A 14,238-nucleotide genomic window follows, 5' to 3' on the forward strand; every position below is an offset into this window, starting at 1 on the left:
GGCGGTATCCTGCCCCTTGGTGGAAACGTGCGTAGTCAGTGTGACATCCTCAAAGGTGATAGAAACGTGATCCTACCAAAATTGCAGCCCCGTGCCTATCCGATTTTATACGCAGCTGTTTCAGCCCGTCGGGTGCTGCCCGAATTCGGCCTGCCGCAACTGCGTGGACGAGAGATCGAGCCGCCGCCCATGCAAAAAGACAAAGGCCGGCGCAATGGCTCGGGCAAGCAGCGGCGCACGGTGCTCGGGCCAGCGCACCGACTCCAGAAAATGCGCCGCCGGCGAGGACAGGCTGCGCAGAGTCGAACCGGGGCGGTCGATCACGGCAACGGGCATGGCCGACGCGATATCGCGCCAGTTCTGCCAGCGGTGAAACTGACCAAGGTTGTCCGCGCCCATAATCCAGACAAAATGCACGCCGGGGCAGCGGGTCTTGAGATAACCAACCGTATCAGCCGTATACCGCGCGCCGATATCCGCCTCAAAGCCGGTAATGCATATGCGCGGATCGCGCGCCATATGCCGCGCCGCAGCCATGCGTTCAGCCTGTGCGGGCAGCCCCTGCAGCGATTTGAGCGGGTTGCCGGGGGTCACCAGCCACCAGATACGGTCGAGCCTGAGACGGCGCAGGGCCGTTTCCGCCACCAGTACATGGCCCTGATGCGGCGGGTTGAACGTACCGCCGAACAAGCCGATTTTCATGCCGGGCTGATGCGGCGGAAGTTGCGCAGGTCGCACGGGCCTTGGTCTCACGGCCGCAATTGCCCCGCGCCGTGCACCCGGTATTTGAAAGAGGTAAGCTGCTCGACGCCCACCGGTCCGCGCGCATGCATGCGGCCCGTGGCAATGCCGATTTCTGCGCCGAAGCCAAATTCGCCGCCATCGGCGAACTGGGTCGAGGCATTATGCATGACAATCGCAGAATCAACCTCGTTCATGAAGCGGGCCGCCGCTGTTGCATCCTCCGTCACGATACAATCGGTATGGTGGGAGCCATAAGTCTCGATATGTTCGATTGCGGCATCCAGACCGGCCACCACCCTGCAGGCAATGATCTTGTCGAGATATTCGGCGCGCCAGTCCTCGTCGGTCGCGCCGCGCACGCGCGGATCGACAGCCTGCGTCGCCTTATCGCCGCGGACTTCGCAGCCCGCGTCAAGCAGCGCTTTGACCAGCGGCGCGAGATGGGTTGCCGCGCAGGCCTCGTCCACGAGCAGCGTCTCCGCCGCGCCGCAGATGCCTGTCCGGCGCAGTTTGGAATTGAGCACCAGCGGCAGCGCTTTCGATAAATCGGCGGCGCGATCGATATATAAATGCACGACGCCCTCAAGATGCGCGAAAACCGGTACGCGCGCCTCCGTCTGCACCCGGGCGACAAGGCTTTTACCACCGCGCGGCACGATCACGTCGATATTGCCGCCCAGCCCGGCCAGCATTTCGCCAACCAATGCCCTGTCCGTCGACGGCACGCGAGAGATCGAGGCCTCGGGCAAGCCCGCCTGCCTTAGTCCGGCCACCAGACATTCGTGAATGACGCCGGATGTACGGAAACTCTCGGAACCGCCACGCAGGATGCAGGCATTGCCCGCCATCAGACAGAGCGCCCCCGCATCCGCGGTCACGTTGGGGCGGCTCTCGTAAATAACACCGATGACGCCGAGCGGCGTCGCCACGCGCTCGATCTCAAGACCATTGGGGCGTGAGAATCTGGCCAGCACGCGCCCCACAGGGTCGGCCAGCGCGGCAACATCCTCCAGACCGCGGGCCATCGCTTCGATGCGCGCCGCATCCAGCTTCAGCCGGTCGATGAACGAGCCCGCCGTGCCGCGCCCCTCTGCCTCGGCCACATCCAGAGCATTGGCAGCGAGGATGTCGCCCGCACGCAGGCGCAATTGCGCGGCAGCAGCATGAAGCGCGGCGCGTTTCGTTTCGCCCGAAGCCAGCGCCAGCTTGCGGCTGGCCGCCCGCGCCGCGGCGCCTATGATCATCAGTTCACTCATCGCGTCCGCCCAAAACCATGTCGTCTCTGTGGATCATCTCCGCCCGCCCCTGAACGCCGAGCAATTCAGCAATTTCGCCGGACTTGCGCCCGACCAGCATCTGCGCGTGGTGCGAATCATAAGCAATCAGCCCGCGGCCCAGTTCTGTTTCGTCCTGCGCACGGATGATAACACAATCCCCGCGCGAAAACGTGCCCTCAACCCGGGTCACGCCCGCCGGCAGCAGGCTTTTCCCGCTCAGAATAGCGCGCGCCGCGCCGGCATCGACACTAACACTGCCGCGCGGCTCCAGCGAGCCGGCGATCCACTTTTTCCGCGCCGTGACCGGATTGGACGGCGTGAGAAACCATGTGCACGGCTCCCCCTGCATCAGGCGCTTGATGATGCCCTGCTTGCGTCCGTCGGCAATCACCATGTGCGTGCCGCCGGTGGTGGCGATTTTCGCCGCCTCGATCTTGGTGCGCATGCCGCCGCGCGAAAGCTCCGAGGCCGCGCCGCCTGCCATGGCCTCGATATCCGCCGTAATGCGCGGCACCACGGGAATGAGCGTCGCATCGGGATTATCCTTCGGCGGCGCCGTATAAAGCCCGGCGATATCGGACAGCAGGATCAGCAGGTCGGCGCTGGCCATTGTGGCAACGCGCGCCGCAAGCCTGTCATTGTCGCCATAGCGGATTTCCACGGTCGCGACCGTATCGTTCTCGTTGATCACCGGCACGGCGCGCAAATCCAGCAGGCGCCCGATGGTGGCGCGGGCATTGAGATAGCGGCGGCGCTCTTCGGTATCGCCCCATGTGACGAGAATCTGTCCCGCAGTGATGCCTTCCGCGCTCAGAACCTCGGACCAGATTCGGGCCAGCGCAATCTGCCCCACGGCAGCTGCAGCCTGCGCCTCCTCCAGCTTGAGCGGGCCTTTCGGAAATTTCAGCACATTGCGCCCCAGCGCGATGGAGCCGGATGAAACCACGAGAATATCTGCCCCGCGCCGGTGCAGATCGGCCAGATCCCTGACCAAAGCCTCCAGCCATCCGCGCCGCAGCCCGCCAGCCGGATCAACCAGCAGGGAAGACCCCACCTTGACCACTATGCGTGAAAAATCGGCGAGGGAAGGAACCGGGAGTGAGGACGCGGGCTGCACAGACTTCTCTTCAGGATATGCTTTCAAACAGGTGCATCCGCCTTATACATGAGCCGGCTCAGACCGCAATCACCCGCCGGTAAAGATGCCAGCAGGAATGGCCCAGCACCGGCAGCACCACAAAGAGGCCCAGCAGCGCCGTGAGAATGGCAAAGCCCAGCATCAGGCCCGTCAGCACGGCCCAGGCCAGCATCTGCAGCTTGTTCATCTTGACGGCGCGCACGCTCGTGATCATGGCCGTGATGAAATCGACATCGCGGTCGGCAAGCAGCGGCATCGACACGATCGTGATGGAAAAGACGAAGGCGGCGATCACGGCGCCCGCGCCATTGCCGATCGCGGCAAACAGCATCCCCTGCGGCGTCGAGAGAATCTCGATCAGCATCTGCTGCACATCCGGCACATGCAGGCCGTAGAACATGAGAAACAGGAATATCGCAAAATCAACCCAGATGATGAGGGCAAACAGCGTCACAAGCGCCATCCAGCCCAGATCGCGGCCCGAGCGCCGCCACACGGCGCCGAACACGCCAGGCAGCGTCAGGGCCTCGCCCCGCTCGCGGCGGCGGCTGACCTCATAGGTTCCCGCCGCCACGAAAGGCACGATCAGCGCAAAACCCATCGTCAGCGGATAGGCTACATAGGGCAGATGCAGCAGCAGGAATGATGCAAGCACCAGCCAGCCGCCGACGGCATAAAAGCCGCCGAAAAACAGGCCATAGAGCGGAGCAGCCATGAAATCGCGCCATCCGGCATGAAGGCAATCGGAAAGATCGCCCTTTTTCAGGCGCAGGATGATCAGATCAGGTTTGCTGGCGGCAACGCCAGCCGGTTTCATCACGTCTGCCTGCTCGCTCATCCCCGCCCTTCCCTTGCCTCAGGGCTGCCAGACCTCTTTGGGCCGGGCCTCTGCGGCTTCCTGTTTTTTTGATTGATCGACACTATCCGCCACATGGCGCAAAACGTCCACAACGCCGTCGCGGGTGGCGGCAGACATTTTCATCGGCGTCTGGCCGCAGGCGCGCTTGAGTTTCTGCATCTGAGATTTCAGCGTGTCCGCATCCACAGTGTCCGTTTTGGAGAGGACGACCAGTTCGGGCTTTTCGGCCAGATCCGCGCCGTAGGCCTCGATTTCGCCGCGCACGATCTTATAGGCCTTGCCCGCATGTTCGCAGCCGACATCGACAAGATGAACGAGAATGCGGCAGCGCTCGACATGGCCAAGAAAACGGTCGCCAAGGCCAAGGCCTTCATGCGCGCCCTCGATCAGCCCCGGAATATCGGCCATGACAAACTCGCGTCCGTCGACATTGACGACGCCGAGGCCGGGATGCAGCGTGGTGAAGGGATAATCGGCAATTTTCGGCCTCGCGGCGGAGACAGAGGCCAGAAAGGTCGATTTGCCGGCATTGGGCAGGCCCACAAGCCCCGCGTCGGCAATCAGCTTCAGGCGCAGGATAATGGTGCGCTCCTCGCCTTCCTGCCCGGGATTGGCGCGGCGCGGCGCCTGATTGGTGGAGGTCTTGAAATGGGCATTGCCGAAACCGCCATTGCCGCCCTTGGCCAGAACCAGCCGCTCGCCAACCCGGGTGAGGTCGGCAAGCAGGGTTTCGCCATCCTCGTCGAATATCTGCGTACCCTCCGGCACTTTGAGCACCGCATCGGCGCCCTTGCCGCCATGCCGGTTCTTGCCCATGCCATGCATGCCTGTTTTGGCCTTGAAATGCTGCTGATACCGGTAATCGATCAGCGTATTGAGCCCTTCGACACATTCAACAACCACATCGCCGCCGCGACCGCCGTCGCCGCCGTCCGGCCCGCCGAACTCGATGAATTTTTCACGGCGGAAGGAGACGCATCCCGCGCCGCCGTTGCCGGACCGAATGTAAATTTTTGCTTCATCTAGAAATTTCATGTCCTGTTCCTAGATCAGAACCACAGAAATTTGAAGTTGTTTGTTGGAATTTGGCCTTTAAAGTCGCAAAACCTGATAACATCAGCCGAAAGTGCTCAGGGGTTCATGATACTCGAAGATATTCTTGCCGCGACTGCCGCCACCGGGCTCGATTTCCGGGGCGGCCTTGCCGTGCAGCCAGATGATGGCCTGCCACTGGCGCAGGGTACCCTGTTATTGTTCGGTTTTGCCGGCGGCGCTGGCTGGCAGGCTTTTGCCGCCGCACCCGAATATACCGACGGCGGCGCTGACCCGCTCGACCGCTGGTCGCGGCGCATCATCGACAAACTGGCCGGGTCATGGGGCGGCCTCGCCTTCTACCCTTTTGGCGGACCGCCCTACAGGCCGTTCCAGCAATGGGCACAGCGCGCAGAACCGGTGTTTCCCTCGCCGCTCGGCCTGCTTATTCATCCTGTTTTCGGCTTATGGCACGCCTACCGCGGCGCGATCCTGCTGGGCGAATCCATAAAGCTGCCCGCACGGGAGGAAGCCGGCCACCCCTGCCTCAGCTGCCCGGACAAGCCGTGCCTTTCGGCCTGTCCGGTGGACGCCTTCGGCCAGAGCTATGATGTGCCGCGCTGCACCGCCCATCTGAAAACAGCAGAGCAGACGTGCCTCGGGAGCGGCTGTCTGGCCCGCCTCGCCTGTCCAATCGGCGCCGCCCACAGGCACGGCGAAGAACAGATGCGCTTTCATATGCGCGCCTTTTACCACAGCCGCAGCTGAGCTCACATGCCCAGAAATCCATACTATACCGGCCCGGTCTCCGACCATTTTGACGGCACGCGCTTTTTCATTCCCGGGCATCCCTTCGCCAAGGGCTTCCGCGAAATCATAAAATGGCGGTTCAGGGGCCAGAGGGAGCGCTGGCCGCGCACAACCGCCCCGCTTCTGCATGACATGCCGCCGGAGCGCAGCCACGGCCCGGACCTGCGCATTTCCTATATCGGCCATGCCAGCTTCCTTATCCAGACGGAAGGCGTCAACATTCTCATTGACCCTGTATGGGCGGAGCGCGCGAGCCCTCTGGCCTTTGCCGGACCAAAGCGCGTCAATCCGCCGGGCGTCGCACTTGAGGCGCTGCCGCCCATCGATCTGGTGCTCATCACCCACAATCACTACGACCACCTTGATCTGACGACGCTGAAAGCGCTGCACGCGCGCTTTGCGCCGCGCATTCTCACACCGCTCGGCAATGACACGATCATGCGCCGCGCTGTGCCGGACATAAGGGTGGAAGCCTATGACTGGGGGGCGCGCGTGCCCGTTGCGGCGCACCTCGCGGTTCATTTCGAGCCAAGCTATCATTGGTCGGCGCGCGGCGTCAGAGACCGCGCCATGGCGCTCTGGAGCGCATTCGTGCTGGAGACACGCGCCGGCCCCGTCTATCATATCGGCGATACCGGTTACCGCGACGGGGAAATTTTCGCCGCTGCGCGCCGCAAACACGGGCCGATGCGGCTCGCCATCCTGCCCATAGGCGCCTACGAGCCGCGCTGGTTCATGAAAGATCAGCATATCAACCCTGAAGAGGCAGTGCGCATTCTGCTGGCGGCGCAGGCCAAGACCGCCATTGCGCATCACTGGGGCACGTTTCAGCTGACCGACGAAGCCATTCAGGCGCCATTGGCGGCGCTCAAAGCGGCGCTGCTGCATCATGAGGTACCGCGGGAGCGGTTTCAGACACCGCGCCCCGGCGAGTTCACTCTGATCAAAGCCTGAGGCTATTTCAGGAAAACGTAGATGTCGACCTGCATGTTATTATCGTCCGAGCCCTTGGACTCATTGAGATATTCTTCGGCAAAAACGTCCTTCGCCTCGAGACCCTTCTCGTCGAGATAGGCCGTGATCGCCTCATAGGTTGAATCTATGCCGTCATAGGCACCGCGATGCTGGAACTTCAGCACCTTGCCGCCCGGCGACATGCCAAACTGAACGCCGCCCGGCAGGCTGGTCTTGCCGTCCGGAGCCTTATCGATGGGCAGCATCACATCGAATTTGAAATCCTGATCGTTAGTCTCGGTGAACACGGCCATCGGCTTTCCCGTTACCGTGATTTTCTCGGCGGCGAGCGCATCGGCGATCGCCTTGAAGTCCTGATGGATGGTCTTGTAGCCATCCTCCCACTTGGCCTGTCCGTGCAATAGCGCAACCGGATGCGGCGCAAGATCAAACGGAGCGGAAGATTCTATCGTCGGCGCTTCATCGGGGATCGGCGTCACGGAGGTATTATCCGAATTGCCGGCAGGGGCTGCGGTTGCCGGTGCAGCATCATTTGCAGGCGCAGCCGGTGCCGGCGCGGCGCTGACAGCGGGCGGGGTGGAGGTCGCGGGATTGGCAGCAGGCGCCGTTTCGGCACTGGCCCCCTGCAGCCCCGCCGCGACAAACAGGCAGGCAAAAGTCATAGCGAAGGACACACGCCTGCCGGGTTTCGATAGCCTGCTCAAATTCATCACTCTCTCCGGAACATTCCGCCAGCCGAATCACATTGTCGCGCAAGGCCCGGCTTTTTGCCAGTGCTGAGCGGCAATATAAAGCCCGGCGATGCACAACACAGTCTAAGGGCCGCTTCCTGCACGCCAGATGAACAGGCGGGACTGGTGAAACGTTTAAAGTTCGATTATGTATCGGCTTTGATCAGGAACTGCCGCCATGAGCCCCCTTGCCAATCACACCTTTGCCAAGATGAACGGAATCGGCAACGAAATCATCACGCTGGATCTGCGCGCATCGGGGCTGGACGTCAGCCCTGCCGAAGCCCGGGCCATTGCCCGCGCGCTGCCCTATGATCAGCTGATGGTGCTGCTGAACCCAAGAACGCCCGGCACCGAAGCCTTTATGAAGATTTTCAACAATGACGGTTCGGAATCAGCGGCCTGCGGCAATGGCACGCGCTGCGTCGCCTGGGGGCTGATGCGCGCAACGCCGCTCCAGAGCCTGCGGCTGGAAACCAGCGCCGGATTGCTGGATTGTGTGCGCATCAACGACCGGACCTTCCAGATCGATATGGGCGTGCCGCGACTGAACTGGAACCAGATTCCGCTGGCGCAGGAATTTACCGACACACGCGCCATCGAACTGCAGATCGGACCAATCGACGCGCCGCTGCTGCATTCACCCGCCGTGGTCAACATGGGCAATCCGCATGCAATCTTCTGGGTTGAAGACGTCGAAGCCTACGATCTGGCCAGCCTTGGGCCGCAGCTGGAGCATCATCCGTTGTTCCCCGAGCGGGCAAATATCTCTCTGGCGCAGATTGTCTCGCGCCATCAGCTCGTGCTCAAGGTATGGGAGCGGGGCGCGGGCCTCACGCGCGCTTGCGGCTCAGCCGCCTGTGCGGCGGCCGTGGCCGCTGTCCGCAAGGGCCTGACCGAACGCAAGGTCCGCGTTTCGCTGCCGGGCGGCGACCTCATCATCGAATGGCGGGAGAGCGATGACCACGTTCTGATGACCGGCCCGGTCGAACTCGAATTCGAAGGCACATTCTCGCCCGATATTTTCAGGACCATGGCCTGATGGGCGTTGAGGTCGTCACGTTCGGCTGCAGGCTGAACATGGTGGAATCGGAAGCCATGCGCCGCAGCGCGCTGGATGCCGGCCATGACGACATTGTCATCGTCAACACCTGCGCCGTTACGGCGGAAGCCTCCCGGCAGGCGCGCCAGGCCATCCGCAGGCTGGGCCGCGAGCATCCGGGACGGCGCATTATCGTCACGGGATGCGGGGCCCAGACCCAGCCTGAAGCCTTCGCCAACATGAGCGAGGTGACGCGCGTCATCGGCAATGCCGAAAAGACCAGCCTTGGGACATGGCAAAGCCTTGCCCGTATGCTGGAGCCGCGCGCCAACGACACGCGCCGCAACGCCGTTGAGGACATCAGCAACTGGCGCAGTATCGAGACAGGCTCCGCCAGCGCCGTCGAACATCATACCCGCGGTTTTCTCGCCGTGCAGAACGGCTGCGATCACCGCTGCACGTTCTGCATCATTCCCTTCGGGCGGGGTCCGAGCCGCTCTGTGCCGATGGGCGCGGTGGTGGAACAGGTGAAGCAGCTGGTCAGCATCGGCCAGAAAGAGATTGTGCTCACCGGCGTCGATCTGACCTCCTATGGCGGCGACCTGCCCGGCACCCCCGGACTTGGCACTCTCGTTCAGATGATCCTGCGGCATGTGCCGGATCTGCCGCGTCTGCGCCTTTCCAGCATCGATTCCATCGAGGCGGATGACGCGCTCGTCGACGCCATGGCCTCGGAACAGCGGCTCATGCCCTATCTTCACCTCTCCCTGCAATCGGGCGACGACATGATCCTCAAGCGGATGAAACGCCGCCATTCCCGCGCTGAGTCCATCAATTTCTGCCAGAAAATGCGGGCGCTTCGCCCCGATATTGCCTTCGGCGCCGATCTTATCGCCGGTTTCCCGACCGAGACCGAGGATATGTTCGAAAACAGCCTTTCGCTGATCGCCGCCTGCGCGCTCACGCATGTCCATGTTTTCCCGTATTCGCCGCGCACCGGCACGCCCGCTGCCAAAATGCCGCAAGTGCCGCGCGACATTGTCAAGGCGCGCGCCAACCGCCTGCGTGAAGCTGCGCAAGAGGCCTTCCGTGCGCATCTGTCGGCTCAGAGCGGCAAGACATTTGAAGTGCTGTCCGAGCGCGGCGGCATGGGGCGCCTGCCCGATTTCACGCCCGTGCGCCTTGGCGCCGCCGAGGCCAATCAATTACTGGCCGTCACCATCGGCGGACATAACGGGCGCGAGCTCATCGCCGGATCCATCCGTCCAGCCGCAGGCGGCTAGGGCTGCCAGCATATGGCCGGGCGGCGGGGCTTCGACAAAGACCGGCGGCTTATTTTTCGAGAGCGGAATGGCAATGCTGCGGGCATGAAGGTGCAGCGCGCCGCCCCTCTCCGGCCCGTAGATCGGATCGCCGAGAATGGGCCAGCCCATCGCCGCGCAATGCACCCGCAACTGATGCGTGCGTCCGGTGAGCGGCGTCAGTTCCAGCCAGACGAGGCCGGAACCGCGCCCGAGCACGCGCCATTTGGTCACGGAAGGCGCTCCGGCCGGATCAACCTTCATCCACCAGCCGCGATCCGGATTTTGCGGCGCGAGCGGCAGGTCGATCGTGCCCTGATCCTCCTGCGGGCCACCGGCCACGATTGCCCAGTAGGATTTGCCGATATCGCCGCGCTTGAACAATTGCATCAGCTTTTCCAGCGCCTTACGATGCCGCCCCAGCACAAGGCAACCCGACGTGTCCTTATCGAGGCGGTGCGCCAGCGCCGGGTTGCGCGGCAGGCCGAAGGTCAGATGATGAAAATGCGCCTCCAGATAATCCCCGCCCTTGGGGCCGCGATGCACCGGCACGCCCGCAGGCTTGTTCAGCACGAGAATGAGGCCGTCGCGGTAAAGCAGGCGCGCGTTGATTTCGTCTTCGGTCATGTCTTTCAGGCGGGTTGATGTTTTTTACTTGCGCTCAAACCGGCGCTGCGTCAATTCAGGTGCAGGCAAGAATGAGAGATGAGATGAGCGATACGGAAAAACCCGGCCTGCTGGGCAGGCTTTTCGGCAGGACGCCCGCACCAAAGCCGGAACCCGAGGCGGCTGCGCGCCTCTCCTGGTGGCAGCGCCTGCGTCAGGGCCTTTCGCGCTCCTCCGGCCAGCTTGCGCAGGGCATCGCCGATATTTTCACCAAGCGCAAGCTCGACACAACGACGCTTGAAGAGCTGGAGGATCTGCTCATACAGTCCGATCTCGGCCTGCCCATGGCCGCGCGCATCTGCGCCGTCGTCGGCAAGGGTCGCTATGAGAAGACCATTGAGCCGGAAGATGTGAAAGCCATTCTGGCGCAGGAAATAGAGTCCGTGCTGGAGCCGGTCGCCCTTCCGCTCACGCTCTCGGGAGCAAGGCCGCATGTGATCCTCATTGTCGGCGTCAACGGATCGGGCAAGACCACCACCATCGGCAAGCTCGGCTCGAAATTCATCGCCGAAGGCCACAAGGTGATGCTGGCGGCTGGCGACACGTTCCGCGCCGCCGCCATCGAACAGCTTAAAATCTGGGGCGCGCGTATGGGCGCTGAAGTGATCGCGCGCGATCAGGGCTCGGATGCCGCAAGTCTCGCCTTCGAGGCCTATCAGGCCGCGCGGGAGGGCGGCGCCGACGTGTTGCTCATGGATACGGCGGGGCGCCTGCAGAACCGCAAGGAGCTGATGGACGAACTGGAAAAGATCGTGCGCGTCCTGCGCAAGATCGATCCCGGCGCGCCGCACAGTGTCTTGCTGGTGCTGGATGCCACGGTCGGCCAGAATGCGCTCAGTCAGGTCGAAATATTCGGCCGTACGGCAGGCGTCACCGGCCTTGTCATGACCAAGCTGGACGGCACGGCGCGCGGCGGCATTCTTGTCGCCATTGCTGAGAAATTCAGATTGCCGGTGCATTTCATTGGTGTCGGAGAGAGCGCCGACGATCTGGAGCCCTTCGCGCCGAGGGATTTTGCCCGCGCCATCGCCGGTCTTGATCAGGATTGATCAGCGCGGCGCAAGGTTGAGCAGGCCAAGGTCGTGCACCACCCGTTCGCCCGGCTTGAGGCCGCGCTTGTGGCCTTTGATCATCCAGCCGCTGCCTGATGGGGAAATTTCATAAATATGATAGGCCGCAAGATGGTGCGGCGAGCCCGGCACAGCCGAGGCCGAGGCGACGCCGACAACCGGCACCTTGCCCGCAGGCCCACGCAGAAAATGCACATTCTCGCGGTGATTATGGCCATGCAGGATCAGATCGGCGCCGTGGCGGGCGATCACCTGTTCAAAGGCGGGCGCATCCATAAGGCCGCGGCCGAAACGCGCGCCCTGCAGATAGGGCGGATGATGGATCATCACGACGCGCGCCATCTTACGGATGTCCGGCGCGCCGAGCAGTTCGTCGAAGGCAGCCATCTGCAGCTTGCCCATGCGCCCGGAGGCAAGAAACGGCAAGGTCGGAACGCCGGACGTCAGCCCGATCAGCGCCACCGGGCCGCGTTTGCGCAAATAGGGAAACACATGGTCGGTGGGCTCGTCCGGCGTGAGCCAGGGTCCGAAGAATTGCGAGATCGCCTTCACATTTCCCGGCACATAGACATCATGGTTGCCGGGAACGAAACTCACCCTGTCCGGCGGGCCCAGCGTCTCCAGCCAGCGTTTCGCCGGCCCGAATTCAGCCCACAGGCCGATATTGAGAATATCGCCGGTCATGGCGCAATGATCGGCTTTCTGGGCGTGGATATCCTCGACCAGACTTGCCAGCACCATCATGTCGTGAACCCGGTAGCGCCCCTGATGCCAGTTGAGAAAGCCAGTCAGGCGCTTGCCGAACAATTCGCTGACCCTTGGCCGCGGCAGCGGGCCGATATGCGCATCGGAAAGGTGGGCAAGACGAAAGACCATGGGCCTTTTTGACCAGCCGCGCCGCTCCCGTCAAGCGGAACCGATAAGAATACCGACCAGAAACACCGCCACCCCGCCCAGAACCACCTGAAAGGCAGCCTGAAGAAAAGGCGTATCCATGAAGCGGGCGCGCACATAGGCAATCACCCACAATTCAAAGAACACAATGACGGCGGCAATGGCCGTCGCGATCTGGAACGCATCGAAGGCTCTGCCGCCCAGCGTCACGGCCCAGCTGTTGGGCACGAGATATGGCAGAGTGTGGCCGATACCGCCGACAGTCGTCATCAGGCCGGTGACGAATCCGCGCATCCAGGGCGCGCCGCGCCCGGTCAGCGACCCATCGTCCGAGAGCGCCTCGGCAAAAGCCATGCTGATGCCCGCGCCGATAGAGGCCGCAACACCGACAAGAAACGTATCCCAGTTGTTCTGCGTGGCAAAGGCGGCAGCGAAGATCGGCGCCAATGTGGACACCGATCCGTCCATGAGGCCGGCAAGACCGGGCTGGATATAGCGCAGCACGAAGGCGCGCCGCGCGGTAGCGGCCTCTTCGGCCTGCGCATCGCCGCCAACATGCGCCTCGACAAGCTCATTGGCCTTTGTTTCATGGCCGCGCTCAATTTCCGCGAGTTCGTTGAGCAGCTTGCGCACCGAGACATCGCGGCTTTGCAGGGCCGCCTTTTCGTAGAATTGCGCCGCCTGATATTCCATCAGCGCGGCTTCCTTGCGCATCCGTTCGATGCCCAGATTCTTGGTCAGCCAGAAGGGGCGGCGCTTGAGAAAGCCCTTCACGTCCTCGCGGCGGATGGGCGGCAGGTTCTCGCCGAATTTCTGCCGGTAAAGGTCGAACAGCATGGATCGATGGCCGCGCTCCTCATCCGCCATATCCTTGAATATGGCCGCCGAATGCGGATAGCTCTCGAGCAGGTCATCGGCAAACAACTGGTAGATGCGCGAATCCTCTTCCTCATTGGCTATGGCCAGCGCCAAAACTTCGCGCTCGGTGAGTTCCGCAAATGCCTTCATCATCTGTCCTTCAGGTCGTGTCTAATTTAGAATATTTCTAAGATACTCGTGCCGTTTTGTCCAGTGCGTTTCATCCGGCTGGCGGGTCACAAAACGCCGCGCCAGTGCGAAAAGGGCCGCAGTATGATGCGGACAAGACACGAAATGGTCTGGCGGATGCGCGCGCAAGCGAATAAAACCCGTTCATGTCCGCTCACATATTCAGGCCCCACCCGCATCTTGGCTCGCGCATCAGAGCGCGGCTTTTTCACACTTATTTCCGGTTCTCGCGCGGCCTGACTTTCGGCGCGCAAGGCTGCATTCTCGATCAGGAAAACCGCGTGTTTCTGATCCGCCACACCTATATTCCTGGGTGGCATTTTCCCGGAGGCGGCGTGGAGACGGGAGAATCCTCGCTTGAGGCGCTGGAGCGCGAATTGCGCGAGGAGGGCAACATCCATCTCACAGCGCGGCCACGGCTGTTCAGTCTTTATTTCAACCGGAACATGTCGGTGCGCGACCATATCGCGCTCTATGTGGTGCGCGATTTTCAGCAAACGGCGCCGCGCAGGCCGGACAGAGAAATTGCGGACGCAGCTTTTTTCCCGCTCGACAACCTACCAGCGCAGATCAATACCTCGACTCGGCGCAGGCTTGACGAAATCCTCAATAATCTTCCGCCAGACCCGATCTGGTGAAAGTGACAAGTTGA

The 14,238-nt window shown here is 62.3% G+C and carries 15 protein-coding genes; 6 read left to right on the plus strand and 9 right to left on the minus strand.

Annotated features, from left to right (window positions below; all coding sequences use genetic code 11):
- Positions 1 to 120: 120 nt before the first annotated feature.
- The 5 genes from AC0N03_RS11390 to obgE are packed head-to-tail and all read right to left on the minus strand — an operon-like array spanning position 121 to position 5,053.
- Positions 121 to 738 (minus strand): nicotinate-nucleotide adenylyltransferase, encoded by a 618-nt coding sequence (locus AC0N03_RS11390; protein ID WP_474288881.1) that lies wholly within the window; start codon positions 736 to 738, stop codon positions 121 to 123.
- 11 nt (positions 739 to 749) lie between these two features.
- On the minus strand, positions 750 to 2,000 hold the full coding sequence (locus AC0N03_RS11395) for a glutamate-5-semialdehyde dehydrogenase (protein WP_474288882.1): 1,251 nt from the start codon (positions 1,998 to 2,000) through the stop codon (positions 750 to 752).
- Entirely contained in the window at positions 1,993 to 3,138 is a 1,146-nt protein-coding gene (gene proB, locus AC0N03_RS11400) for a glutamate 5-kinase (RefSeq protein ID WP_474288884.1), read from the minus strand. Before proB ends, AC0N03_RS11395 begins: the two co-directional genes overlap by 8 nt.
- 58 nt (positions 3,139 to 3,196) lie before the next feature.
- Positions 3,197 to 3,997, minus strand: a complete 801-nt coding sequence (locus tag AC0N03_RS11405; RefSeq protein WP_474288885.1) for a DUF2189 domain-containing protein — start codon at positions 3,995 to 3,997, stop codon at positions 3,197 to 3,199.
- Between the two features lie 18 nt (positions 3,998 to 4,015).
- A complete protein-coding gene (gene obgE, locus AC0N03_RS11410) occupies positions 4,016 to 5,053 on the minus strand; it encodes a GTPase ObgE (RefSeq protein WP_474288886.1) in 1,038 nt (345 codons plus the stop codon).
- A 105-nt stretch (positions 5,054 to 5,158) separates the two neighbouring features.
- Between obgE and AC0N03_RS11415 the strand changes: the two genes are divergently transcribed.
- On the plus strand, positions 5,159 to 5,818 hold the full coding sequence (locus AC0N03_RS11415) for a ferredoxin (RefSeq protein ID WP_474288887.1): 660 nt from the start codon (positions 5,159 to 5,161) through the stop codon (positions 5,816 to 5,818).
- Positions 5,819 to 5,824: 6 nt separating this feature from the next.
- Positions 5,825 to 6,814 carry an MBL fold metallo-hydrolase gene (locus tag AC0N03_RS11420; protein WP_474288888.1) on the plus strand — a complete coding sequence of 330 codons (990 nt, stop codon included), beginning with the start codon at positions 5,825 to 5,827 and terminating at the stop codon, positions 6,812 to 6,814.
- Positions 6,815 to 6,816: 2 nt separating this feature from the next.
- Here AC0N03_RS11420 and AC0N03_RS11425 read toward each other — a convergent pair whose 3' ends face one another.
- Positions 6,817 to 7,545: a GyrI-like domain-containing protein gene (locus AC0N03_RS11425; protein WP_474288889.1), complete on the minus strand. Its 729-nt coding sequence runs from the start codon at positions 7,543 to 7,545 to the stop codon at positions 6,817 to 6,819.
- 199 nt (positions 7,546 to 7,744) lie between these two features.
- Between AC0N03_RS11425 and dapF the strand changes: the two genes are divergently transcribed.
- Together dapF and mtaB are read left to right on the plus strand one after the other, a co-directional pair.
- Positions 7,745 to 8,608: a diaminopimelate epimerase gene (gene dapF, locus AC0N03_RS11430; RefSeq protein ID WP_474288890.1), complete on the plus strand. Its 864-nt coding sequence runs from the start codon at positions 7,745 to 7,747 to the stop codon at positions 8,606 to 8,608.
- A complete protein-coding gene (gene mtaB, locus AC0N03_RS11435; protein ID WP_474288892.1) occupies positions 8,608 to 9,891 on the plus strand; it encodes a tRNA (N(6)-L-threonylcarbamoyladenosine(37)-C(2))-methylthiotransferase MtaB in 1,284 nt (427 codons plus the stop codon). Before dapF ends, mtaB begins: the two co-directional genes overlap by 1 nt.
- Here mtaB and AC0N03_RS11440 read toward each other — a convergent pair.
- Entirely contained in the window at positions 9,814 to 10,536 is a 723-nt protein-coding gene (locus tag AC0N03_RS11440) for an RluA family pseudouridine synthase (RefSeq protein ID WP_474288893.1), read from the minus strand. The genes mtaB and AC0N03_RS11440 overlap by 78 nt on opposite strands.
- A gap of 83 nt (positions 10,537 to 10,619) precedes the next feature.
- Here AC0N03_RS11440 and ftsY point away from each other — a divergent pair, with 83 nt between their 5' ends.
- Positions 10,620 to 11,624: a signal recognition particle-docking protein FtsY gene (ftsY, locus tag AC0N03_RS11445; RefSeq protein ID WP_474288894.1), complete on the plus strand. Its 1,005-nt coding sequence runs from the start codon at positions 10,620 to 10,622 to the stop codon at positions 11,622 to 11,624.
- Here the strand turns inward: ftsY and AC0N03_RS11450 are convergent, their stop codons facing one another.
- On the minus strand, positions 11,625 to 12,521 hold the full coding sequence (locus AC0N03_RS11450) for a metallophosphoesterase family protein (protein ID WP_474288895.1): 897 nt from the start codon (positions 12,519 to 12,521) through the stop codon (positions 11,625 to 11,627).
- Positions 12,522 to 12,551: 30 nt separating this feature from the next.
- The gene (mbfA, locus tag AC0N03_RS11455; RefSeq protein ID WP_474288964.1) at positions 12,552 to 13,547 is read right to left on the minus strand and encodes an iron exporter MbfA; all 996 of its coding nucleotides are present in this window, start codon (positions 13,545 to 13,547) and stop codon (positions 12,552 to 12,554) included.
- Between the two features lie 185 nt (positions 13,548 to 13,732).
- Between mbfA and AC0N03_RS11460 the strand changes: the two genes are divergently transcribed.
- A complete protein-coding gene (locus tag AC0N03_RS11460; RefSeq protein ID WP_474288897.1) occupies positions 13,733 to 14,224 on the plus strand; it encodes an NUDIX domain-containing protein in 492 nt (163 codons plus the stop codon).
- Positions 14,225 to 14,238 lie beyond the last annotated feature (14 nt).

It is taken from the genome of Methylocystis sp. sgz306128, from assembly GCF_056032725.1.

Excerpts from the sequence above, each read along its gene's own strand:
- AC0N03_RS11395 (WP_474288882.1), bottom strand. The coding sequence starts at position 2,000 with ATGAGTGAACTGATGATCATAGGCGCCGCGGCGCGGGCGGCCAGCCGC.
- AC0N03_RS11405 (WP_474288885.1), bottom strand. The coding sequence starts at position 3,997 with ATGAGCGAGCAGGCAGACGTGATGAAACCGGCTGGCGTTGCCGCCAGC.
- obgE (WP_474288886.1), bottom strand. The coding sequence starts at position 5,053 with ATGAAATTTCTAGATGAAGCAAAAATTTACATTCGGTCCGGCAACGGC.
- AC0N03_RS11415 (WP_474288887.1), top strand. The coding sequence starts at position 5,159 with ATGATACTCGAAGATATTCTTGCCGCGACTGCCGCCACCGGGCTCGAT.
- AC0N03_RS11420 (WP_474288888.1), top strand. The coding sequence starts at position 5,825 with ATGCCCAGAAATCCATACTATACCGGCCCGGTCTCCGACCATTTTGAC.
- AC0N03_RS11425 (WP_474288889.1), bottom strand. The coding sequence starts at position 7,545 with ATGAATTTGAGCAGGCTATCGAAACCCGGCAGGCGTGTGTCCTTCGCT.
- dapF (WP_474288890.1), top strand. The coding sequence starts at position 7,745 with ATGAGCCCCCTTGCCAATCACACCTTTGCCAAGATGAACGGAATCGGC.
- mtaB (WP_474288892.1), top strand. The coding sequence starts at position 8,608 with ATGGGCGTTGAGGTCGTCACGTTCGGCTGCAGGCTGAACATGGTGGAA.
- AC0N03_RS11440 (WP_474288893.1), bottom strand. The coding sequence starts at position 10,536 with ATGACCGAAGACGAAATCAACGCGCGCCTGCTTTACCGCGACGGCCTC.
- ftsY (WP_474288894.1), top strand. The coding sequence starts at position 10,620 with ATGAGCGATACGGAAAAACCCGGCCTGCTGGGCAGGCTTTTCGGCAGG.
- AC0N03_RS11450 (WP_474288895.1), bottom strand. The coding sequence starts at position 12,521 with ATGGTCTTTCGTCTTGCCCACCTTTCCGATGCGCATATCGGCCCGCTG.
- mbfA (WP_474288964.1), bottom strand. The coding sequence starts at position 13,547 with ATGAAGGCATTTGCGGAACTCACCGAGCGCGAAGTTTTGGCGCTGGCC.
- AC0N03_RS11460 (WP_474288897.1), top strand. The coding sequence starts at position 13,733 with ATGTCCGCTCACATATTCAGGCCCCACCCGCATCTTGGCTCGCGCATC.